This is a genomic window from Campylobacter concisus, assembly GCF_902460675.1.
GTDB classification, from domain to species: Bacteria; Campylobacterota; Campylobacteria; order Campylobacterales; family Campylobacteraceae; genus Campylobacter_A; species Campylobacter_A concisus_AJ.
Genome location: NZ_CABPUQ010000001.1, coordinates 862280 through 884516, shown reverse-complemented (window position 1 = coordinate 884516; position 22237 = coordinate 862280). Strand labels below are relative to the sequence as shown.

19 protein-coding genes are annotated in these 22237 nt (G+C 38.9%); 14 read left to right on the top strand and 5 right to left on the bottom strand.

What is annotated here, in order from left to right; genetic code table 11:
- The first annotated feature begins 154 nt into the window (after nt 1-154).
- Nucleotides 155-2728 carry an ATP-dependent Clp protease ATP-binding subunit gene (locus F3G88_RS04280; protein WP_149715453.1) on the top strand — a complete coding sequence of 858 codons (2574 nt, stop codon included), beginning with the start codon at nt 155-157 and terminating at the stop codon, nt 2726-2728.
- Nucleotides 2729-2779: 51 nt separating this feature from the next.
- Here F3G88_RS04280 and F3G88_RS04275 read toward each other — a convergent pair whose 3' ends face one another.
- The gene (locus F3G88_RS04275) at nt 2780-3478 is read right to left on the bottom strand and encodes a CorA family divalent cation transporter (protein ID WP_149715452.1); all 699 of its coding nucleotides are present in this window, start codon (nt 3476-3478) and stop codon (nt 2780-2782) included.
- Nucleotides 3468-4598, bottom strand: coding sequence for a tRNA guanosine(34) transglycosylase Tgt (tgt, locus tag F3G88_RS04270; protein WP_149715451.1), 1131 nt, complete (start codon nt 4596-4598; stop codon nt 3468-3470). Before tgt ends, F3G88_RS04275 begins: the two co-directional genes overlap by 11 nt.
- A gap of 80 nt (nt 4599-4678) precedes the next feature.
- On the opposite strand from tgt, the gene F3G88_RS04265 reads away from it, so the two are divergent.
- The 11 genes from F3G88_RS04265 to htpG all read left to right on the top strand — a co-directional run bounded on the left by F3G88_RS04265 (nt 4679) and on the right by htpG (nt 18180).
- Nucleotides 4679-5785, top strand: a complete 1107-nt coding sequence (locus F3G88_RS04265; protein WP_149715450.1) for an MlaE family ABC transporter permease — start codon at nt 4679-4681, stop codon at nt 5783-5785.
- Nucleotides 5782-6522, top strand: coding sequence for an ABC transporter ATP-binding protein (locus F3G88_RS04260; protein WP_149715449.1), 741 nt, complete (start codon nt 5782-5784; stop codon nt 6520-6522). Before F3G88_RS04265 ends, F3G88_RS04260 begins: the two co-directional genes overlap by 4 nt.
- Nucleotides 6523-7455, top strand: coding sequence for an MlaD family protein (locus F3G88_RS04255; protein WP_149715448.1), 933 nt, complete (start codon nt 6523-6525; stop codon nt 7453-7455). It begins immediately after the preceding gene.
- The gene (locus tag F3G88_RS04250; RefSeq protein ID WP_149715447.1) at nt 7452-8012 is read left to right on the top strand and encodes an ABC-type transport auxiliary lipoprotein family protein; all 561 of its coding nucleotides are present in this window, start codon (nt 7452-7454) and stop codon (nt 8010-8012) included. The genes F3G88_RS04255 and F3G88_RS04250 overlap by 4 nt, the downstream gene beginning before the upstream one ends.
- Nucleotides 8013-8115: 103 nt before the next feature.
- Nucleotides 8116-9534 carry a COG3400 family protein gene (locus tag F3G88_RS04245; protein ID WP_149715446.1) on the top strand — a complete coding sequence of 473 codons (1419 nt, stop codon included), beginning with the start codon at nt 8116-8118 and terminating at the stop codon, nt 9532-9534.
- A 3-nt stretch (nt 9535-9537) separates the two neighbouring features.
- Nucleotides 9538-10575 carry a 3-dehydroquinate synthase gene (gene aroB, locus F3G88_RS04240; protein WP_148786855.1) on the top strand — a complete coding sequence of 346 codons (1038 nt, stop codon included), beginning with the start codon at nt 9538-9540 and terminating at the stop codon, nt 10573-10575.
- Nucleotides 10572-12161 (top strand): mechanosensitive ion channel domain-containing protein, encoded by a 1590-nt coding sequence (locus F3G88_RS04235; protein ID WP_103573081.1) that lies wholly within the window; start codon nt 10572-10574, stop codon nt 12159-12161. Before aroB ends, F3G88_RS04235 begins: the two co-directional genes overlap by 4 nt.
- Nucleotides 12161-13399 carry a tRNA (N(6)-L-threonylcarbamoyladenosine(37)-C(2))-methylthiotransferase MtaB gene (gene mtaB / locus F3G88_RS04230; RefSeq protein WP_149715445.1) on the top strand — a complete coding sequence of 413 codons (1239 nt, stop codon included), beginning with the start codon at nt 12161-12163 and terminating at the stop codon, nt 13397-13399. The genes F3G88_RS04235 and mtaB overlap by 1 nt, the downstream gene beginning before the upstream one ends.
- Nucleotides 13386-15038, top strand: coding sequence for an ATP-dependent metallopeptidase FtsH/Yme1/Tma family protein (locus F3G88_RS04225; protein ID WP_149715444.1), 1653 nt, complete (start codon nt 13386-13388; stop codon nt 15036-15038). The genes mtaB and F3G88_RS04225 overlap by 14 nt, the downstream gene beginning before the upstream one ends.
- 13 nt (nt 15039-15051) lie before the next feature.
- Complete coding sequence (mog, locus tag F3G88_RS04220; protein ID WP_002940911.1) at nt 15052-15591, top strand: molybdopterin adenylyltransferase; 540 nt, start codon at nt 15052-15054, stop codon at nt 15589-15591.
- A 732-nt stretch (nt 15592-16323) separates the two neighbouring features.
- On the top strand, nt 16324-18180 hold the full coding sequence (htpG, locus tag F3G88_RS04215) for a molecular chaperone HtpG (protein WP_149715443.1): 1857 nt from the start codon (nt 16324-16326) through the stop codon (nt 18178-18180).
- A gap of 108 nt (nt 18181-18288) precedes the next feature.
- Here htpG and F3G88_RS04210 read toward each other — a convergent pair whose 3' ends face one another.
- From F3G88_RS04210 to rpmB, 3 genes are all read right to left on the bottom strand, one after another.
- Nucleotides 18289-18495: a DUF465 domain-containing protein gene (locus F3G88_RS04210; protein WP_002942218.1), complete on the bottom strand. Its 207-nt coding sequence runs from the start codon at nt 18493-18495 to the stop codon at nt 18289-18291.
- Nucleotides 18496-18622: 127 nt separating this feature from the next.
- Entirely contained in the window at nt 18623-19753 is a 1131-nt protein-coding gene (locus F3G88_RS04205; RefSeq protein ID WP_149715442.1) for a potassium channel family protein, read from the bottom strand.
- Between the two features lie 22 nt (nt 19754-19775).
- Nucleotides 19776-19967: a 50S ribosomal protein L28 gene (rpmB, locus tag F3G88_RS04200; protein WP_002942221.1), complete on the bottom strand. Its 192-nt coding sequence runs from the start codon at nt 19965-19967 to the stop codon at nt 19776-19778.
- 199 nt (nt 19968-20166) lie between these two features.
- Here rpmB and F3G88_RS04195 point away from each other — a divergent pair, with 199 nt between their 5' ends.
- Both F3G88_RS04195 and F3G88_RS04190 read left to right on the top strand, forming a co-directional pair.
- Nucleotides 20167-20865 (top strand): hypothetical protein, encoded by a 699-nt coding sequence (locus F3G88_RS04195; protein ID WP_149724235.1) that lies wholly within the window; start codon nt 20167-20169, stop codon nt 20863-20865.
- On the top strand, nt 20862-22235 hold the full coding sequence (locus F3G88_RS04190) for a prephenate dehydrogenase (protein WP_149715441.1): 1374 nt from the start codon (nt 20862-20864) through the stop codon (nt 22233-22235). The genes F3G88_RS04195 and F3G88_RS04190 overlap by 4 nt, the downstream gene beginning before the upstream one ends.
- The last annotated feature ends 2 nt before the right edge of the window (nt 22236-22237 follow it).

The following is a 22237-nucleotide window of genomic DNA, read 5'->3' as shown; positions in this document are numbered from 1 at the left end:
TTATATTTTTAGCTTTTGTCTATTTTTAACACAAATTTATAACAGCAAATTTTAGCAATTATATAAAAAGAGTGACAAAGGCTATAAAAATACTTGACAATATAAGACTAAAGTTATATAATGCCGCCATTATAAAATAACTTAAGGAGCTTTAATGGCTGACATAACAGAAAATTTAACAGCACAGATGCAAGAGACACTTGAAAAAGGCGTTAGCTTAGCGATCTTTTCTAAAAATCCACAAGTTGTGCCACTTCACGTCTTTTGGGCTTTGCTCGCTGATAGCAATTCTATTTTAAATCAAGTATTTAATAAGATGAACATAAGCAAAGACGCAGTCGAGCTTGAGGTAAAAAGCAAGATCTCGTCACTCCCAAGCAGCTCAAACGTTACAAAAGATAATGTTTCAGTTTCAAGAGAGCTTATAAATTCGCTTGAAAATGCAAAAGCTTTAATGGTAAGCATGGGCGATAGCTACATAGCTGTTGATACTTGGATCATCTCGGCTCTTGAGCTTAGTGAGATCAAACAAATTTTAAGCAAATTTTGCGATATCTTAGAGATCAAAAAGAACCTTGAGAGCATAAGAGGCGGTAAAAAGATAGATAGCCAAACTGGCGATGATACTCTTGATAGCTTAGAGAAATTTGGTATCGATCTAACACAAAAAGCCCTAAATAAAGAGCTTGATCCAGTCATCGGACGTGATGAAGAGATCACTAGAATGATGCAAATTTTAATAAGAAAGAGCAAAAATAACCCTATCTTGCTTGGTGAGCCAGGCGTTGGTAAAACAGCTATCGTTGAGGGGCTAGCTCAAAAGATAGTGGCTCGCGATGTGCCAACAAGCCTTGCAAACAAGCGTGTTATCGCACTTGATATGAGCGCAGTTGTAGCTGGAGCAAAGTATAGAGGCGAGTTTGAAGATAGGTTAAAAGCTGTCATCGACGAGGTCAAAAAAGCTGGCAACATCATACTTTTTATAGATGAAATTCACACCATCGTTGGAGCAGGTGCTAGCGAGGGTGGAATGGACGCTGCAAATATCCTAAAACCAGCTCTTGCACGCGGTGAGCTTCATGCTGTTGGTGCTACGACATTAAAAGAGTATAGAAAATACTTTGAAAAAGACGCAGCACTTCAAAGGCGTTTTCAACCAATAGACGTCAAAGAGCCAAGTGTAAATGAGGCATTGCAAATTTTACGTGGTATAAAAGAGCGTCTTGAAGTTCATCACGGCATCACGATAACTGATAGCGCGCTAGTTGCCGCAGCAAGGCTAAGCGACCGCTACATCGCAAACCGCTTCTTGCCGGATAAGGCGATAGACCTTATAGATGAGGCAGCAGCTGAGCTTAAGATGCAAATAGAGAGCGAACCATACGAGCTTTCAAAGATAAAACGTGAGATCGTAACGCTTCAAGTAGAAAAAGAAGCTCTAAAGATGGAGGATGCGGATAAAAACAAAGAAAGACTTGGCGAGATCGAAAAAGAGATAGCTGATCTAAATGAGAAAAAGCTAGCGCTTGATACTAAATTTGAAAACGAAAAGGCCGTTTTTGGCGGAATTTCAAAAGCGACAAAAGAGATCGATAGCTTAAAATCACAAGCTGAGATAGCAAAAAGAAATGGCGATCTTCAAAAGGCTGCCGAGATAGAATACGGCAAAATAGCAGACGCCAAAAAGCACAAACACGAGCTTGAAGAAAAATGGGAGCATATGAAAAAAGAGGGTGTGCTTCTTAAAAATCAAGTCGATGAAGAGCTTGTGGCTGAAATTTTGAGCAAATGGACTGGAATTTCAGTTAAAAAGATGCTAACAAGTGAAAAAGAGAAATATCTGCGCATCGAAGAGCATCTAAGAGAGAGTGTTGTCGGTCAAGATGACGCACTACACGCACTTGCACGTGCTGTTAAGAGAAACAAAGCAGGACTAAATGAAGGTCAAAGGCCGATTGGTTCGTTTTTATTTCTTGGACCAACAGGTGTTGGCAAAACTCAGTCTGCTAAGGCTTTGGCTAAATTCTTATTTGACGATGAGAAGGCACTTATCCGCTTTGATATGAGCGAATATATGGAAAAACACAGCGTGAGCAGGCTACTTGGTGCGCCTCCAGGATATGTAGGCTACGATGAGGGCGGTCAGCTAACAGAGGCAGTTCGCAGAAGACCATACTCGGTCATACTTTTTGACGAGGTTGAAAAGGCTCACAAGGACGTATTTAACATACTTCTTGGCATACTTGATGATGGACGCGCGACTGATAACAAAGGTGTGACGGTTGATTTTAAAAACACGATCATTATTTTAACTTCAAACATCGCTTCAAATTTCATAATGGAGCTAAAGGGCGAAGATCGTGATGTAGCTGTTAAAAACGAGCTTAAAAACTACTTTAAACCTGAGTTTTTAAATAGGCTTGATGATACTATCATCTTTAATCCTCTAAATGAGCAAGGCTTGATATCTATCGTAGAAATCATGTTTAAAGAGCTTGAAAAAACTCTTCACAACCGCGGTATCAAGGCAGTTTTAAACGAAGAGGCTAAGAAATTTATCGCAAAAGCTGGCTTTGACATAGTTTATGGCGCAAGACCTCTTAGAAGAGCGCTTTATGAGCTAGTTGAAGACAAGATCGCTGATATGATCTTAAAAGATGAGCTTGAAAGTGGCGATGAGATCACCATCGATAGCGATGGCGAGAAGATCATCATTAAGAAAAAATAACTTCAAATTTACTTGGCAGGTTGGATCAACTTGCCAAGCCTACTATGAAATTTAACTAATATCCTTGTTTGATCTGTAATAAAATATAAAAAATAGCACGAAAAGCATCGCTATAAAGGCAAAAACTATCAATGTGCCATCTTTAAATGAGCTTAAAAACATGCCATTTGTATTCATACCAAAAAAGCCAGTTATTAAATTTAGCGGTAAAAATAGCGCCGAAAGCAGCGTCAAAAGGTAGATATTTTTGTTTATTTTGTCGTTTTTGTCACTTTGTATAAATGTATAGATATCTTCAACTCTATAGGCGTATTCGTTGGCTACGGTTTTAAAGACGCTTGCTTCATGGATGCTGTTTTTAAGCTCTTTTTTAAGCCCTTGTTGCTCGCTTTGGCAGATCGCAAGGGCTTCGTAAAAGTGCGAAATGCTATTTTGAAATTTCCTTATCTCATACTTTAAAAAGTGGTGTCTTTTTATAAATTTCTCAAGATTTCTCTGACTAGCATAAATTTTCTCATATTCATTTAGCTCGTCTTGATGCTCTAAAATTTTATTTGCATATTCGTTACAAATCCCCTTAATAGCTGCTTCAAACGTGCTTTTGTCGCATTCATGCTCAAGATCTTCTTTGTAAATTTTGCCATCTTTAAATAAAAATTTAAAAACTTGCTTTTTCGATAATGAGATGAGTGTTATGTAGTCAAACTCATCTCCATAAAAATATCCGCTAAGTGCGTTTTTATAGCTCATCTGTGCTCCTTTTTGCGTAGAAATTTCGCTTAAATTTAGCAAATTCGCCAGCCTCTATCGCCTCTCTCATCTCTTTCATTAAATTTAGATAGTAGTGTAGGTTGTGAAGGCTTGCTAGTCTAAAAAACGTGAGCTCTCTTGCCTTAAAAAGGTGATTTAGATAGCCTCTGGAGTAGCGCTTGCAGGTGTAGCACTGGCAGGCTGGATCGATCGGCGAGTGGTCGTTTATGAAGCGGGCTGATTTTATATTTATCTTGCCAAAGCTAGTAAAAAGCGTGCCGTTTCTTGCGTTTCTTGTTGGCATAACGCAGTCAAACATATCAACCCCTCGCTCGACGTTTTCGACCAAATCTTCTGGTGTGCCAACGCCCATTAGGTAGCGAGGTCTAAGCTCATCCATAAATGGCATAACCGCCTCAACCGTGTCATACATCGCCTCGTTGCTCTCGCCAACGCTTAAACCGCCGATGGCAAGGCCGTCAAATGGCATATCATTTAAGGCCTGCGCACAAAATTTACGTGCCTCATAGTCGGTGCCGCCTTGAACGATACCAAAGATATTTTGCTGCAAGCCGACGCCCTTGCTTTGCATAAATTTGTGATAGTCTATCGCCTCTTTTGCCCATTTTATCGTCCGTTTTATGCTGAGACCTATCCTTTTTGGCTCGGCTGGCAAGGCGACTAGGTCATCAAGTATCATCATGATGTCGCTGCCTAGGTCATACTGCGTGTCAAGGACGGATCTTGGCGTGAAGTAGTGCGTGCTGCCGTCGATGTGGCTTTTAAATTTTATCCCGCCATCGTCGTTTTTGGTGTTTGACCTAAGCGAAAACGCCTGAAAGCCGCCACTATCTGTTAAAAACGAGCGCTCAAATTTAGAAAAGCCGTGAAGTCCGCCAAACTCACGCACGACCTTGCTGCCAGGGCGCAGATACATGTGGTAGGTGTTTGCTAAAATGATCTTTGCGTCTAAAATTTCACTCATATCAAAGGCATCTAAGCTTTTAACTGCGCCAACCGTGCCAACTGGCATAAAAACTGGCGTTTGTATCACGCTGTGGGCTGTGGTGAGTATGCCGCGTCTTGCGTTGCCATCTTTTTTTATAACTTCAAATTTCATCTTTGTCCCTTAAAATTTTTGATTTTTTATTTTAACAAAATTTATAATATAATCCAGAAATTTTAAGGTAAAGGAACTTTTTGCAAAAGAGAAATGATATCGTTTTTACAGAAGCAAACGGCACTGCGACCATAAAATTTGCAGGCGAGTTTAGCTACAAAGACGCAAAAAATTTACAAAGCATCTTTAAAAAAATCCAAAAGCTTAACGGCAATGTTAAATTTGACTTTAGCGAGCTAAAGAGCATTGATTACGCTGTTTTGATCCTTTTAAAAAATACGCTAAATGGCAAGAAATTTGAGATCGTTACAAACGACGAAAAGATAAAGGCTATGGGCGATCTTTTAAATGACGAGAAGATCGACTTTAGATATATGCCACCGCACAATAGCCTAAATTTTTTCTCAAGGCTGGGAGAGAAAATTTGTGAAGGTTTTGTAAATTTAGTTGAGTTTGGCTCTTTTTTGGGTGAGTTTTTGATAAAAAGCGTCAAAATTTTCCTTAATCCTGCAAATTTAAGGTTTAGAGAATTTAGTAACTACATAAAAGATGGCGGTGTAAATGCCGTTTTTATCGTTTCGCTAACCGCTTTTTTGATAGGCGTCGTGCTTGCATATCTTGGTAGTGCGATGCTTGCAAGCTTTGGGGCAAGTATATTTATAGTAGAGATCATGGGCATGCTAACGCTTAGAGAGGTGGCCCCGCTCATCGCTGCTATCGTTGTGGCAGGCAGGTCGGCCTCCAGCTTTACCGCGCAAATTGGCGCTATGAAGCTAACTGAGGAGATAGACGCGATGAAGACGATGGGCTTTGAGCCATTTAACTTCTTGGTGCTGCCGCGCATCATCGCTATGGTGCTTTGCGTGCCAGTCATCATCTTTATAGCTGACGGCATAAGCATTTTAGGGCAGATGATCATTTGCCAAACTATTCTTGACATCAGCTTTAGCGATTATCTCAATAGATTTCGCGAGATGGTCGAGCTTAGGCACTTTGCTGTTGGCATGATAAAGGCTCCGTTTTTTGGCGCGGTGATAGCGATCATTGGCTGCATGAGAGGGTTTGGCGTTAGTCAAAATGCTCAAAGCCTTGGAGCTATGACAACGGTTAGCGTTGTAAATGCGATATTTTGGGTCATCGCGCTTGATGCCTTTTTTGCGATAATTTTTATGTGGCTAAAGATATGAACGAGATAATAGTTGGAAAAAACATAACGACAAGTTATGGCGATAAGATAATGCACGATAATGTAAGCTGGAGTATCAAAGAGGCTGAAATTTACGGCTTTTTAGGCGGTAGTGGCGCTGGTAAAACGACGCTTATGAAGACGATGATATACCTAAAAAAGCCAAGCAAGGGCGATATAACCTTTGATGGCGTTAATATGTGGAAAAGTAGTCAAGAGGAGCAGCAAGAGATAAAGCTAAAAAGTGGGACTATGTTTCAGTTTGGAGCGCTTTATAGCTCGATGACGATACTTGATAATGTGGGCGTTTTGCTCCATGAGTACTCTAAATTTAACAAGCGTCAGATCGATGAGATAGCAATGTTTTGGATACAAAAAGTTGGGCTTAAAAAAGAAGTTTCTATGCTCTATCCAAGCGAGCTAAGTGGCGGTATGAAAAAGCGTGCTGCGCTTGCAAGAGCCTTAGTGCTAAGTCCTAGGGTGCTATTTTTGGACGAGCCAAATAGCGGCCTTGATCCAGTTAGCTCACGCCAGATGGATGCGCTCATAAAAGAGCTTCGTGATAGTATCGGCGTAACAGTCGTCATGGTGACGCATGATGCTGATAGTATTTTTGATATTTTGGATAGATTTTTGATAATAGATAACAAAAAAATAGCCTTTGAGGGAGATATAAAAGAGCTTGAACATCTTGAAAATAACCCGCTTGAAGAGCTATTTAAAATGAGGAAAAAGTAGATGGAAAATAGAAATTCTTATACCATTGTTGGCATGTTTTTCATAGCCTGCCTTACAGCATTTGCTATATTTATCTGGTGGATGACTAGCAAAAATAATACGAAAGTTGATTTTAAGGAGTATTACATCCACACAAGCGAACTGCCAAGCGGATTAAAGGTGGATTCTACGGTTAAATTTATCGGCGTGCCAGCAGGAAGCGTCAGTGATATAAATTTTGTCGATGATAAAAACGCTCTTATAAACATCACGATGAAGATAAGAGAGGATCTGCCTATCAAGGCTGATAGCATAGCAAGCATCGAAGTTCAGGCTATTAGTGGCGTAGCAAGTATAAATATAAGCCGAGGCACGAAGGATTTTAAACCAGGTGATAAGCCTATTTTAAAGCTTGAAGAGAGCCTTCTTTCAAAGCTTGGAAACAACGCTGAAAACATCACTTTAAAGATAAATCAAACCCTTGATAAGGTTGATGGCTTTTTCTCGGCTGAAAATATCTCTCACATCGAGTCAATCCTAAGAAATATCGATAAATTTACACAGGTTTTAACCGATGAAAATGGTCTAAGCGAGGTTGATAGCATCGTTAAAAATGTAAAAAATTTCACCGATAGTTTAAACAAAACCGACACAAAAGAGCTTACTAAAAATTTAAACACACTAATCGCCAGTGCAAATTCAGTTTTCAAATCAGCAAATTCGGCTGTCACTGGATATAGCTCGCTTCAAGATATCATCACTCAAAAGGTAAAAAACGGCGAGTATGACCTTAGAAACACGGTCTCACCGCTTCTTAGAGAGGCTAGCGAGTTTTTAAATGGATTTGACAAGACGCTACGTGAGTTTAGAGGTGCGCTTCAAAGACTTGAGGACAATCCTTACGAGTTTTTCTTCACAAATCCAGTGCCAAATGACAAAGGAGATAAAAAATGAGAAATTTAATCTTTCTAGCGGCTGCATTTTTATTTTTTGGCTGCTCGCTAAAGACCAATGTGCCAATGGCAACTATGTATGAAATTCACTACTCAAACAAAGAGTGCTCGGCTGAAAACAAGCAAAAAGAGCTAAAAAATGTCTTTATAGAAAACGTAAGCGCCCTTGATATGGTCGATACCAGAAAGATACTAATCGTCGCTGAAAATAATAAGATAAGATATTTGAGCGATGCTAAATTTGTCTCTGAGCCAAGCGAGATGATCTATAAGTCGCTTGTAAAAGGGCTTTACTCAAACTGCGCTGCAAAGCCGATATTTTCGCCAAATGCAAAAGATCTTAGGCTAAAAGTTAGCATCATCTCACTTCAAATAAGAGGCGACAAGGCCGAAGTTTCGCTAGCGTATGAGCTATTTAACGCAAATACCTCGCTAAAATCAGGCATGATCACAAAAGAAATTTTCTGCCCAGATCCAAGCTCAAGCACCATTTTTGAGACGATAAATAAGGCTGCAAATTCAGCTATCGATACTTTAATCTCTGAAATAATCTACTAAAATTTTCTTAAATTTTTTGGCTGTGAAAGTTTAAATTTACAGCCAAAAATAGCTTATTTTAAAGACCTTTTGTTATAATGCGGCTTTAAAATACGGAGAATTAATGAAGAAAATTTTAATAATCGCTGGTGGAGCTTTTGCAAGAAATTTTTTAGATAGACTTCTTGGAGCAAAGTCAAATTTACACCACTACATCGTTGTTTCAAACGAAGATCACAGCCAAAAGGCAAATTACGAAAATTTCACATTTTATCAGTTTGACCCAACGAGCCTTTCAAAGCTAAAGAGCATAAGTGATGGCTATTTTAGCCAGTTTTGTATCGTGAGTGAGAACAAAAATGAAGCGGTTGCTGTTTATGAAAATTTAAGACAAATCAGCACAAAGACTGAGACCATTTTCATGAACTCGTGGGAGCTAGACGAAAAGTGCAAGGAGACTTTTGCAAGCGATAAGCACCTAAGCGTGGTTGATATAAGAGATATCGCAGCTTCAAGGCTCATGGACTATCTGCCAGACATGCCTGTATATGCTGATAATATCGGCTTTAGCGAGGGCGAGATCATGGAGGTTAAGGTGCCTATTGGCAGCTCATATATGTATCGCCATGTAAGCTCGATCGCTCAAAAAAGATGGCGGATAGCGCTTATTTACAGGGGCGCTGAGATCATCTTGCCAAAGCCAAACACAATGATCCAGCCAAGCGATATCTTGCTAATCGTTGGCGATCCAAACGTGCTTCAAAACGTTTATCGCTCGATAAAACGCGAGAGTGGGCAGTTTCCAAGTCCATTTGGCAGCAACATCTACACTCTAATAGACATGAGATCAATGAGCAAAGAGCGAGTTGGCAAGCTAATAAAAGATAGCCTATATGTGCATTCAAAGCTAAATAACAAACGCCTTATCTTTAGGGTGATAAACCCAACTTTAGGCGAAAATTTAGAGACGCTAAAGGCAATAAAAGAGAAAAATATCCTTGTTTTGATGGATTATTTTAACAGCGACAATAAATCGATAAAAGATGACGTTTTAAAGCACGACATCGGACTCATCATAAGCGATGATAAATACTTTTTTAAATTTCAAAAGCTATTTTATGAGCTTAAAATCCCAGTACTAAAAACGGGTAAAATTTTGCTCTCAAAGGTAAAAGAGGGCGTGATACTGGGCGATCAAAGCCAAGAGGTGGAAAATCAATCAGCCATCATCACAGACTGCTGCGCACAGCTTGATTTGGAGATGAGATTTTACTATTTTGATAACAAGCATAGCGACGATGAGGCGCTAAAAGAGCACTTTGAGAGCATTAGCACGCTCTTTTCAAAGCGCATAAAGATAGAAAATCACAGCCTCAAAAACCCGCTAGTGAAGCTAAAGGGCACAAATGATCTGCTTCATTTTGTGATGTTTAGCAAGAGCGTGGCAAATGGTAGCGCCTTTGCCTTTTTATCGACAAATTTAAATAGACTTTATAAAAAACTAAGCCAAAACGCACAGCTTTTTGTGCCAGTAAGTGAGTAGAAAATGCAGATAAATTTAAACCTTAAGGAAAAGGCGTCAAGCTATAAAATTTATATAAACGAGCTTGAGAGATTAGAGCTAAAGGGCAAGGTCGGCATCGTCACAAACGCCAAAGTGGCGGGGCTTCACCTTGAAAAGCTACTTAGTGTTTTAAAGTGTGATGAGAAATTTATCATAAGCGTTCCAGACGGCGAGGAGTATAAAAACCTTGAGACGATAGAGCAAATTTTAGAGCAGCTTTTTGTTAGTAAATTTGACCGCTCATCTACGCTCATAGCCCTTGGCGGTGGCGTCATCAGCGATATGACTGGCTTTGCGGCAAGCATATATGAAAGAGGGATAAGCTTCATTAATATCCCAACCACGCTTCTAGCACAACTCGATGCTAGTGTAGGCGGAAAAACGGGCGTAAATAACAAATTTGGTAAAAATTTAATAGGCTCATTTTATCAGCCAAAGGCAGTTTTTTGCGAGATAAATTTCTTAAAAACATTGCCAAAGAGAGAATTTGCAGCTGGCGTGGCTGAAGCTTTAAAGATGGCGATAACCTTTGATAAAGAGATGTTTGACTGGCTAAAGAGCGTAAATTTAGACGATGAAAATTTAGCTAAGCTGGTTGAAAAATCAATAAATTTAAAGGCTAGAGTGGTTGAGCAAGATGAAAAAGAAAAGGGGCTAAGAGCCATCCTAAACTACGGTCACACCTTCGCTCATGTCATCGAAAATGAGACAAATTACAAGGAGTTTTTACACGGCGAAGCAGTGGCGATAGGTATGAATATGGCAAATCGCCTAAGCGTTAGACTGGGTCTCATGAGTGAGGCGCAGGCAGAAGAGATCAAGCAGGTTTTAGTGAAATTTGATCTGCCTGTAAGCTACAAAATAGAAAATGAATATGCATTTTACGAGGCGTTTTTTATGGATAAAAAGACAAAAGGTGATAAGATAAATTTCATCATCGCAGATAAAATCGGCAGTGCGTTCATCAAAAATGACGTCAAAAAAGAGGATGTTTTAGAAACTTTGAGAGAATTTAAATGAAAAAGATCCTAGTTTTTCTACTTTTTTGCTTTGCGCTTTATGCTGAAGAAAACGCTACGCTTGAGCAAAATGTCTCACAAAATTTACAAAATAGCGAGCTTATAAAAGAAATTTCAAACTTAGATAACTCCCTAAAAAACAACATCTGGATCACAAGATACGCCAACTACAACACCTATCAAAAGCTTCTTGATGAGCTAGAGCAAAATGAAAATGAGCTTAAAAAGCTTGATAAAGGCTCAAAAAGAGGTGGCGATCTCATAAAGAGAAGTCAAACTCTAAAAGAGCAGATAAATTTGCTAAAAGAGTATGAGAAAACGCCATTTTCAAATATGCTAGCAGCCCCAGAAATGGAGACGCCGCCTAGGATAAATAGCCCAGTTGCGCTAGTATCTGGCTTTTCATACATCAAAAAGATAAGAAGTGATAAGATCGAGTACCAAAGGCACATCAAAGAGCTTGACACCTTGCTTGAGAAGCTTGAAGCAAAAGAAAATTTGCTAAATAGACTAAATTTGATAGATGATAGCGAGCAAAATAGAGCAAGTCTAAACCTTGTAAAACAAGAGATAGGCGACTTCAAAGCGGCAAAACAGATCGCTGATACCACTTATAGCGTCTATGAAAAAAGGGCTGATGAAGCGATAAATTTGACGACCTCTGACATCAAGGCTCAGTTTTTAAGCATGGGCTACACAGCCATCGTCATACTTCTAACGATCGGATTAACATTTATCGCTAAATTTATCGTTAAAAGAACGATCACGGATAACGAGAGATTTTACACGGTCAATAAATTCTTAAACGTGCTAAACATCACCGTTATCATCATAATACTTCTCTTTTCATACATCGAAAATGTCACATATCTAGTCACTGTGCTAGGTTTTGCCTCAGCTGGTATCGCCATCGCGATGAAAGATATGTTTATGAGTATGCTTGGTTGGATGGTTATCATGTTTGGCGGCACGATCCACGTTGGCGATCGCGTCAGGGTCTATCACGACGGGAGCGAATTTGTGGGCGACGTCATCGATATCTCGCTACTTCGCCTAACCGTTTTTGAAGACGTTAGCTACTCAACTTATAAGACAAATCGCCGTGCAGGTAGGATCATCTTTGTGCCAAATAACTATATCTTTACAGACCTTATCGCAAACTACTCGCACTACGGCATGAAGACCGTTTGGGACGGCATAGATGTCGTGATAAGCTTTGATAGCAATCACAAAAAGGCAGCCTATCTAGCAAAAAATATCGTTAAAAAATATTCAAAAGGCTACACTGACATCGCAAAACGTCAGATGAACAAGCTAAGAAGCCAGTATAGCATCAAAAATCCAAACGTAGAGCCAAGAATTTATACATTTTTTGAGCCTTATGGTATCAATATCTCATGCTGGTATATGTCCAACTCATACGCTACGCTCGCTCTAAGAAGCACGATAAGCGCTGAGATCATAGAGGCATTTTTAGCTCACGATGATATAAAGATAGCTTACCCAACGCAAACTATGTTTATAGGCAAGAAAGAAACGCCAAGCGATCATGTAGCTCACGCTGAGCAAGAGGGCGAAAATATCTAATGCAAAAGATATTTTTTAAAACATTTGGATGCCGCACAAACATCTACGACACCGAGCTTTTAAAGAGCTACATCAAAGACTATGAGATCACAAACGACGAAGAGAGCGCTGATATCGTAGTCATAAACTCATGCACCGTGACAAACTCGGCTGATAGCGGCGTCAGAAACTACATAAACGGCGTAAAAAGACGTGGTGCAAAGGTCATACTAACAGGGTGTGGCGCAGTTAGCAAAGGCAAAGAGCTGTTTAATAGCGGAATTTACGGAGTGCTGGGAGCTAGCAAAAAGAGCGATCTAAACGAGCTTTTAAAACAAGAAAAGCCCTTTTTTGAGCTTGGAAATTTAAACTCAGTCGATAAAAACATCGTCACAAACTACGAAAATCACACAAAGGCATTTATAAAAATTCAAGAGGGCTGCAACTTTAACTGCAGCTACTGCATCATCCCATCAGTGCGTGGCAGAGCTAGGAGCATGGATGAGGCGATGATATTAAAAGAAGCTAGAATTTTAGCTCAAAATGGCTATAATGAGCTCGTACTAACTGGCACAAATATAGGCAGCTACGGCAAAGATACAAATAGCTCTCTTGGCAAACTGCTAGCAAATTTAGGCAAAATTTCAGGCATCAGACGCATAAGACTTGGCAGTATCGAGCCAAGCCAGATAGATGAAAGCTTTAGAGAAATTTTAAAAGAGGAGTGGCTGGAGCGTCATCTACACATCGCACTTCAGCACACGAGCGAGGCGATGCTAAAGATCATGCGCAGGCGAAATAACGCATTTAGCGACTTAGAGCTTTTTAATGAGCTAAGCTCACTTGGCTTTGCTTTGGGGACTGACTATATCGTGGGCCATCCAGGTGAGAGTGAAGAAATTTGGGCAGAGGCGGTGGAAAATTTCAAGAAATTTCCTATCACGCATCTGCACGCTTTTGTCTATTCGCCTAGACGTGATACGCACTCAGCGACGCTAAAAAGCGATGTAAGCGGTGATGTGGCAAAGGCAAGGCTGAAAGTTTTACAAGGCATTGCTTTGCAAAATAATGAAAATTTTAGAAAAAAACATAACGGGACTTTAAAAATTTTAGTCGAGCAAAAAAACGGCGACTTTTACGAGGGCTTTGACCAGTTTTACAACAAAGCTAAAATTTCTAGTCAAAACGACATAACAAAAGAGTGGTTGGAGGTAAGCGAATATGAAATTAAGCCAGATACCAATTATGCAAAAATTTAAATTTAACAAGAAAAATATCCTAGTGATAGCCGCTGCGGCTTTGATACTAGCGCTACTTTTTGCTGTGAGCAAAGAGCCACGAAACATCACCTACTCGCAATATATGCAACTAATGGATGGAAATTTCATCGATAAAGCGGTCATCGACGAAGACGAGGTCATCCTCTATGCGCAAAATAACCGCTTTGCCATCATAAAAGAGGGCATAGACATAAAAGAGCTCATCAAAAAGGTCCCAGTCGAGCGAAGCGTGCAGTATATCACTCCTGGCATGGTCTGGGGAAGCATCATCTTTGTTTGCCTTGTGCTTTGGTACTCCTATATTTTTAGGGCTATTAAGAAAAAAGAGGAGAGCCTTTTAAACAAAAAAGACGGCGCTTTTGAGATAGAAAGCGTGCTAAACCAAAATGCGATGCCAGTTATCTCAAACGTGAGATTTAGCGATGTGGCAGGCATTAGCGAGGTCAAAAGCGAGCTTAGTGAGATAGTTGATTTTCTTAAAAATCCGCAAAAATATAGAAATTTTGGTATCAAAATGCCAAAAGGCGTGCTAATGATAGGCCCTCCAGGCGTTGGTAAGACGCTTGTGGCAAAGGCAGTTGCAGGTGAAGCAAATGTGCCGTTTTTTTATCAAAATGGTGCAAGTTTTGTTCAAATTTACGTCGGCATGGGCGCAAAAAGGGTTAGAGAGCTCTTTAGCAGAGCCAAATCCTACGCACCTTCAATCATCTTTATCGACGAGATAGACGCCGTTGGCAAGAGCAGGGGTGGGGCTAGAAACGACGAGAGAGAAGCCACGCTAAATCAGCTGCTAACCGAGATGGACGGCTTTGAGGACAATTCTGGCGTCATCGTCATAGCTGCTACAAATAGGATCGAGATGATTGACGAGGCGCTACTTAGATCGGGCCGCTTTGATAGGCGTATATTTTTATCAATGCCTGATTATAACGACAGGGTGGCGATCCTAAACACATATCTAAAAGATAAAAACTGCGAAGTGCCAGCTGAAGATATCGCTAGGATGAGCGTTGGCTTTTCTGGTGCAGCTCTTAGCACGCTTGTAAATGAAGCCGCGATAAATGCCCTAAGAAACGGCGAGAGCGTGCTTAGGATGAGAGACTTTGAAGCTGTTTTAAACAAGGTTTTGCTCGGCAAAAAAAAGGTGCTAAGCTACAGCGAGAGCGAGAAGAAAATTCAAGCCATCTATCAAGGCGCAAAAGCGCTAAGTGCTTACTGGTTTGACGTGAAATTTGAAAAAATTTCGCTCATAGAAGACCGCTTTATGGCGACTGAGCAAGAGATCGAGTCAAAGTCACAGATGCTCTCACGCATAAAGGTGCTTATCTCTGGCATGTGCAAGCTTGAGATAGATGAGAATGACATCTTTTCAAACTCAAGCAACGATCTAAATTTAGCAAAAGAGATCGCTTCAAAGATGGTTTATGAGTATGGTATGGGAAATTCTTTCGTGCCAAATCCAAACGACGTGGAAGAAATTTTAAAACAAGCAAAAGATGAGATAATGTCATTTTTAAAGGGCACAAACGAGCAAATCGCAAAGATCAGCTCGTATCTGCTTGCTTATGAAAGTGTGGATAAAGAGACGCTTGCTAAAATTTTAAATGAAAACTACTAATAAAGGAGAAAAAATGAAAGCAAAAATAGGAATTCTGACCATGTCAGATCGCGCAAGTGAGGGCACATACGAGGACAAATCAGGTCCAGCGATCAAAGAGGTACTTGACGGTTGGATAGTAAGCGAGAGAGAGTATTTTTACGAGGTGATCCCAGATGAGCTTGATCTCATAAAAGAGAGGCTCGTGCACATGATAGACGTGCTAGGATGCGACCTTGTGCTAACGACCGGAGGCACTGGACCAGCTGTAAGAGACGTCACTCCAGAGGCTACTGAGGCAGTTTGTGAGAAGATGATGCCAGGCTTTGGCGAGCTAATGAGAGCTGCAAGCTTGCAATACGTCCCAACAGCGATCCTATCACGCCAAACAGCAGGCATCAGAGGCCACGCGCTCATCATAAATTTACCAGGTCAGCCAAAGGCGATAAAAGAGTGCTTAGAGCCGGTATTTCCAGCGGTGCCATACTGCATAGACCTGATCGAGGGTGCGTTTATCGAGACTGACGAAAACGTGATGAAAGTTTTTCGCCCAAAACAAAAGAAAATTTCATAAACAAAATTTGTTAAACCACTGAAATTTAAACCACCACTTTTATGAAGAGGTGGTTTATATACTACTACCTCTTTAAATTTGATGCTTTTTAGCTGTTATTTTAATTTTTGCTTTTGTATGCATGTTTTTTGACTAGTTTTTAGCTTGCTTATTTGTTTTGATTTGTTATTGTTGTTAAATTTGATGAAGAATAGCTTTTATGTCATATTTTGCGATTAAAGCTAGAGTGATGAAAAATTTGCAAAGCATGGCGCTAAAGATTTCTTGCATGGTGATTATTGGTGAATTAAATTTTTAAAAGTGGTTTTTATTTAAATGTGCCTTTAAAGCCAAATATCACAGAGCTATTTTTTAGTTTTCAAACTCAAATTTGTCACCTCATGTAGCGTTAAAAGATGGATAAAACGTTTGAAACTTCAAGCCAAGCGTTTAAATTTATTGGTTTTTGATCTTTGTTATCTATTTATATCGGTATTTGTTTCTTATTTTGAAAGACAGACTAGCAACATTTTCTAAAAGATTTATAGCTAAATTTGCATTATTTTAAATAAATACTATACAAATTAGCATTTTAAATAATAAAAATTAAATATACATTTTTATTTTATTTATAAATTGCCATATATGCCTAAAAAATTGTTAAAAACCTTGATAGTAATGCTATCAAGGTTAAGTATATTTTTATCACTTTGTGCTATAATCTGCCAAAAATTTTAAAACAAGGAAAAGAAAATGGCAGATAAATTTGAATTTCAGACCGAGGTCAATGACCTTTTAAATTTAATGATCCACTCTCTTTACTCAAACAAAGAGATATTTTTAAGAGAGCTCATATCAAACTCAAACGACGCGCTTGACAAGCTAAACTACCTATGCTTGACAGATGAAAAGTATAAAAGCCTAAGCTACACTCCAAGGATCGACATAAAGGTCGATGAAAAAGCCAAAATTTTAACCATCAGCGACAACGGTATCGGCATGGATAAAGATGAGCTTATCGCAAATTTAGGCACCATTGCAAGAAGTGGAACAAAGGGCTTTATGCAAAGCTTAAGTGGCGATGCAAAGAAAGATAGCTCGCTCATTGGCCAGTTTGGCGTGGGCTTTTACTCAGCATTTATGGTGGCAAGCAAGATCGAAGTCGTAAGCAAACGTGCGCTTGGCGAGAAGGCCTATAAATGGACATCTGACGCAAAAAGCTACGAGATCGAAGAGGCTAGCAAAGATGGCTTTGGTACGGATATAATCCTGCATTTAAACGACGATGAGTTTGCAAATTCTTGGCGTATAGAGGAGATAGTCAAAAAGTACTCAAACCACATCCCTTATCCTATATTTATGGATAAAGAGAGCTACGTCGCACCAAAAGAAGGCGAAAAAGAAGGCACTTATGAGAGCAAAAACGAGCAGATAAACAAGGCAAATGCGCTTTGGAGAGTAAGCAAATCAAGCCTCAAAGAGCAAGACTACAACGACTTTTATAAGCAAATTTCACATGACAGCAGTGTTCCGCTCCTTTATATACACACAAAGGCCGAGGGCAAGATCGAGTACTCGACGCTATTTTATGTGCCAAGCTCTGAGCCATTTGACCTCTTTAGGGTTGATTATCAAAGTGGCGTGAAGCTCTATGTGAAGAGGGTTTTTATAACTGACGATGCAAAAGAGCTTTTGCCGCCGTATTTAAGATTTATCAAAGGCGTGATCGATGTTGAGGATCTACCGCTAAATGTTAGCCGCGAAATTTTGCAAGAAAATGTGATCATGCGAACCGTTAAAGAGCAAAGTGTAAAGAAAATTTTAAGCGAACTTGCAAAAGTAAAAGATAACGACCGCGAAAAATACATAAAATTTTACAAACTATTTGGCAAGGTTTTAAAAGAGGGGCTTTATGGCTTTAACGCTGAAAAAGAGCAAATTTTAGATCTTTGCCTATTTAAAAGCTCAAAAAGAGACGAGCTTATCAGCTTAAAAGAGTACAAAGAGGCGATGAAAGAGGATCAAAAGTCGATCTACTATATCAGCGGCAACAACGAAAATATGCTAAGAAATTCGCCGCTTCTTGAGAGCTTTAAGAAAAACGATATCGAAGTGTTAATAATGGATGAAGAGATCGATACGATCGTCATGCCAATGGTCAATGAATTTGATAAAACACCTCTAAAATCAGTCTCACACGCTGATATAAATGACGAGATCAAGAGTGACGAGAAGGTCGATGAGAGCAAGGTTGCAAACACGCTTGTTAAGATGAAAGAGATCCTAAAAGACGAGGTTAAAGACGTTAGGCTAAGCTCAAGGCTCTCAAGCTCGGCTGCGGTGTTAATATATGACAAAAACGACCCTGATTACGCTATGCAAGAGATGCTAAAACAGATGGGACAAGGCGCAAATGCACCAAAAGTCAAGCCGATCTTGGAGATCAATGCCGATCATGAAATTTTTGCCAAACTTGAGAAAAACGAGGCGATGGTTTATGATATAGCACCTTTGCTTCTTGATATGGCAAGGCTAAATGAAGGTATGAGCCTAGAAAATCCAGCTAAATTTTCAGAACTTTTAACAAAGGTAATGATAAAAGCTATATAAAATTTGTAAGCCCAAAGAAATTTGGGCTTTTTAAATTTGTAGTCTAGTAAAAGCTCAAAATAATGCAAGCTAAGCGAAATTTGGCTCCACTATTAGTTTGAATTTTACTTATTTTTGCTCTTTGTATTTTAAAATTTGGGCGTAAATTTCGTCTTTTAGTTTTAATTTTTCTTTTTTCAAGGCATCAAGCTCAGAGGCTTGTGCAGCTTTACTGTCTATTTTTTCATTTAGCTCGTCATGCTTTTTGCAAAGTGCGGCAAAATGAACATCAACTTTTTTCAACTCATTTATGAGATCAGTGTATTCGTGTAACATACGTAGCTCCTGTAAAAAATTTATAAATTCTAACAAGGCTTTGTAAATGTTTGGCTATCTAAATTTAGATATATAAAAGCTTCTGGTGTATAGTGGTTAAGCCAAATTTATCACAAAATGCAAAAAACTAAACGTATTTCAGCTCTTCTGGCTTGTGTTTGCTCTTTACTAGGCGTTTGGTTAGGCGTATGCCATCAACTGTGCCGATGACTAAAAGCTTTGTGCCAGTGCCGATTAGAGTATCGCCATTTGGCATAGGGATAAATTTGTTATTTATGTCTCTAATGCCTACCACGTCAGCATTCGTGATATTTCTTAGGTGTGTCTCTTTTAGTCTTTTAAACCTGATCCAAGAGTAATCAGGCACAAGAATTTCTTCTATGTCGATAGGCGAGCTTTTTGTGTATAGAAATTGCTCGAGTAAATTTTCCATATCAGGTCTTACGCTCATGGCACTTAGGCGCTGTGCGACTAGGCGAGATGGGCTTACGACGTTATCAGCACCAAGTTTTTTTAGCCTTTGTGTGTCATCTTCGCTATCGGAGTTTGTGATGATGTGGTAAGGTTTTTTGCGGCTTATCTCTTTTTCATAAAGTCTAACAGAAGCGATAAGTGCGATATTATCAGCGATATTTGGGCTAAGGGTGATTAGTCCTTTTGCGCTTGAAAGATGCGTTTTTAAAAAGGCGATTTGAGTGTGAGGCTGAGCTTTTATGAAGTATGGATACTTGTAAATTTGAGCTATTTCTGCGATATCTTCTCTGTCGTCAACCACTACAAATGGTATGTGATTTTCACGAAACTGAGCGCTAAGCTCGATCGTGTAGAGGTTGTGATAACAAATAACGAAGTGATTTTTTAGTCTTGCGATCTTGTAAAGCATGCGCCTTTCCTTTAAAATGCTAATTAATGTGCCTCTTTTTAGAACTTCTACAACTATACCGATTGATAGCGTAAAAATAATGAAGCCAACAAGGATAAATGTTATAGTAAAAATTCGCCCCTTTGGAGTAATGGGTGCAACTTCGGTAAAACCAACCGTCGTGAAGGTCATACCTGCTTGGTAAAAGGCATCTATGAGAGAGAAGTTATCTATAAAGATATAACCTAGTGTTCCAAAAAGTAACAGTAGTACGACTGAAATTAGTGGAAATCTAAAAGGTTTTAGTTGTTCGTAAAGCTCAGTATCTAGGCTTATTTCTGGTTTTGCGGAGTTTGACCAGTTGAGGAATTTTAAAAGTCTTGAGAGAAAAGACATAAATTCCTCTTCATTTTATCTCTTAGTTTGACTGTTTTTTCATAGTTCTTAGAGTAGAAGCAGCAACTTTTATTCTTCTTGTTGTGCCATCTTCTAGAGTAACACGGATAGTTCTAAGATTTGGTAAAAATCTTCTTTTAGTTTTATTGTTGGCGTGGCTCACGTTGTTGCCTACCATTGGTCCTTTGCCAGTTATCGCACATCTTTTTGACATTTTTTTTCCTTATAAACAAAAATTTCTGCTGATTTTATCTAAACAAAACCAAAGTATTGCTTAAAATGAACATTTATATTTATAAGTTTTGTTGATTTTTTATTTAATTAAGGCTAAAATAGCCCCAAAATAAAAAATCGGTAAAACAAAAATGCTAACTAAAAATCAAATAGATGAAATTTCAAATTTTATCTATACAATGCCCGATGTTTTTTATGAGTGCCAAAAGCACTTGGATGAGGGCGACATCACTACTGCTATGGAGCTTTTTAGGGGGAGTGAGACTTTTAAAGCGTACTTTGCAACGATAGTAAATTTAGGCGATTTTGGCGTTCAAAACCACACTAGAGATATCTATGCGATGGCTTATCCGTTAGGCATAGACAACCTAAAAATGATAATTTGCTCTTATTTTGTTTTTATCAAATCTCCAAAAAGATATAAAAATTTTGGTGTAAATTTACACTCTATGATGGAGTTTAATGCCAAATTTCTATCTGACTGGAGCAAACTTCTAAACTACCTTGGACTAAAAAATCAAAAAAATTTATTTCTAGCTGCCTACGCGCTCATTCTTCTTATATTTTGCGAGCTGATCTTTTTGAAGTATCCACACTCGCTTAAACATATCGTTGGTTTTTCTGATATGAGCTTTGATAGGATCTTGCAGCGAAGGTTTGATATTTCGCTATTTGGAGTGCTTTTAAAGCTTGCGGGATGGGAGAGCGATAGGCTCACTAGAGAAGAGGTTTTGGTCTTAAAATACTTTAAAATTTTGCTCTCTTATGAGGCAAGCACTGCTAAATTTTTTGACTTTGGCATAGATAGGATCACCGATGTTAGCGTCCATGCTTCGGCTGATATGGTTATAAATTTAAAAAAGGCTCTTAGAAAATGAAAGTAACTTTTGAGGGCTCTTTAGCCATTGTTAGGCCATTTGGATTTTTAGAGGTTAATATCACCCCTTCAAGCATCAAAAAGGCCGAAGTAGAGCAAATTTGCGCAAGGCAGATAAGTGCTATTTTGCTTTCATTAAAAAATGTCACATTTTTTAGTCCTCTTTGGCTAAATAGCACATGCGAGCATCTATCAAGCATCGCCAGAGAAATAGGCGCTGAGTTTGCAGTCTGCGACTATGACGATACTTTTTACGAGCTTGTCGCAAAGACTTCAAAAAATATTTTGAGATTTTCACTCTTTGAAAATGAAAAAGTTGCGACGCTATTTTTAAACGATATGCTAGCAGATAGTAGCGAAGCCATCGTGATTTATAACAAAAATGAGCAGTATAAAGACTACATCAACTCGCTTTTGGAGCAAAAGTGCTACAAGTGTAAATTTGTAAAAAGCGTGGAAGAATTTAACGCCGCCAAGCAAGCTTACAAATATACCATCAGCACTCTAAATCACATCGTTTTAGGCAAAAAAGAGTTTAGCACCTTTGTAAGAGGCGACGTCGTTATTTACAAGACAGTAGGGCTCATGGATAGCTCTTTTGTGCAGAATTTTGACTATAAATTTCACGAAAGATTACAAAAGATAGGCTTTAAATTCTTTGTTTTTTGGTCTGATTCGGTCGGTGCTTTAAATACCATAGGTGCTAGTTTTTTGATAAAGCTATCTGAGCTGAGCCAAAAAAGTGGCGGTATATTGGCGATTTGCGGCTTAAATGAGGGCAACATCTCAGAGACACTTGCCTCAAATTTAAAAGCGGCAAAGATACTTTTATATAAAAAGATGGATGATTTTTTCAAAGATGACTCGACGCTCTATTTTAAAAAGCGCCTTATCGACATTGAGCCAACAAAGATGAATAAAAACTTGGTTGAGTTTTTGCCACTTGTGATCTCAAGCGTCACAGACGTGCTCTCACCTTTGATAGAGAGTGAAATTTTATGCCTTGATGCAAAGATTAGCAACTTTAATGTAGAGGGTGAAAATGACTATTTGCGGGCTTGCGTGCTCTTTTATGGCGACGTACAGATGAGAATTTTGCTTGGTGTTAAAAAGGACAAGCTTAGCAAAATTTGCTCCATTTTTTCAGATAATGGCGATCTGGAGTGTGGCTGTTTAAGCGGATTTTCTCAAATTTTTAGTATCATTGCAAGCAAAATTTTAGACATTTTCATCGAGAGAAATTTAAAGGTAAAGCTTAGCAACTTTAAATTTTACGAAAATGAGATGTTTTTTGACAGAGCAAGCAGTGGAATTTTTGCCACATTAAATGCAAAAGAGAGCCAAACTGGCGTGATTTTTATAAGTAAATAAGG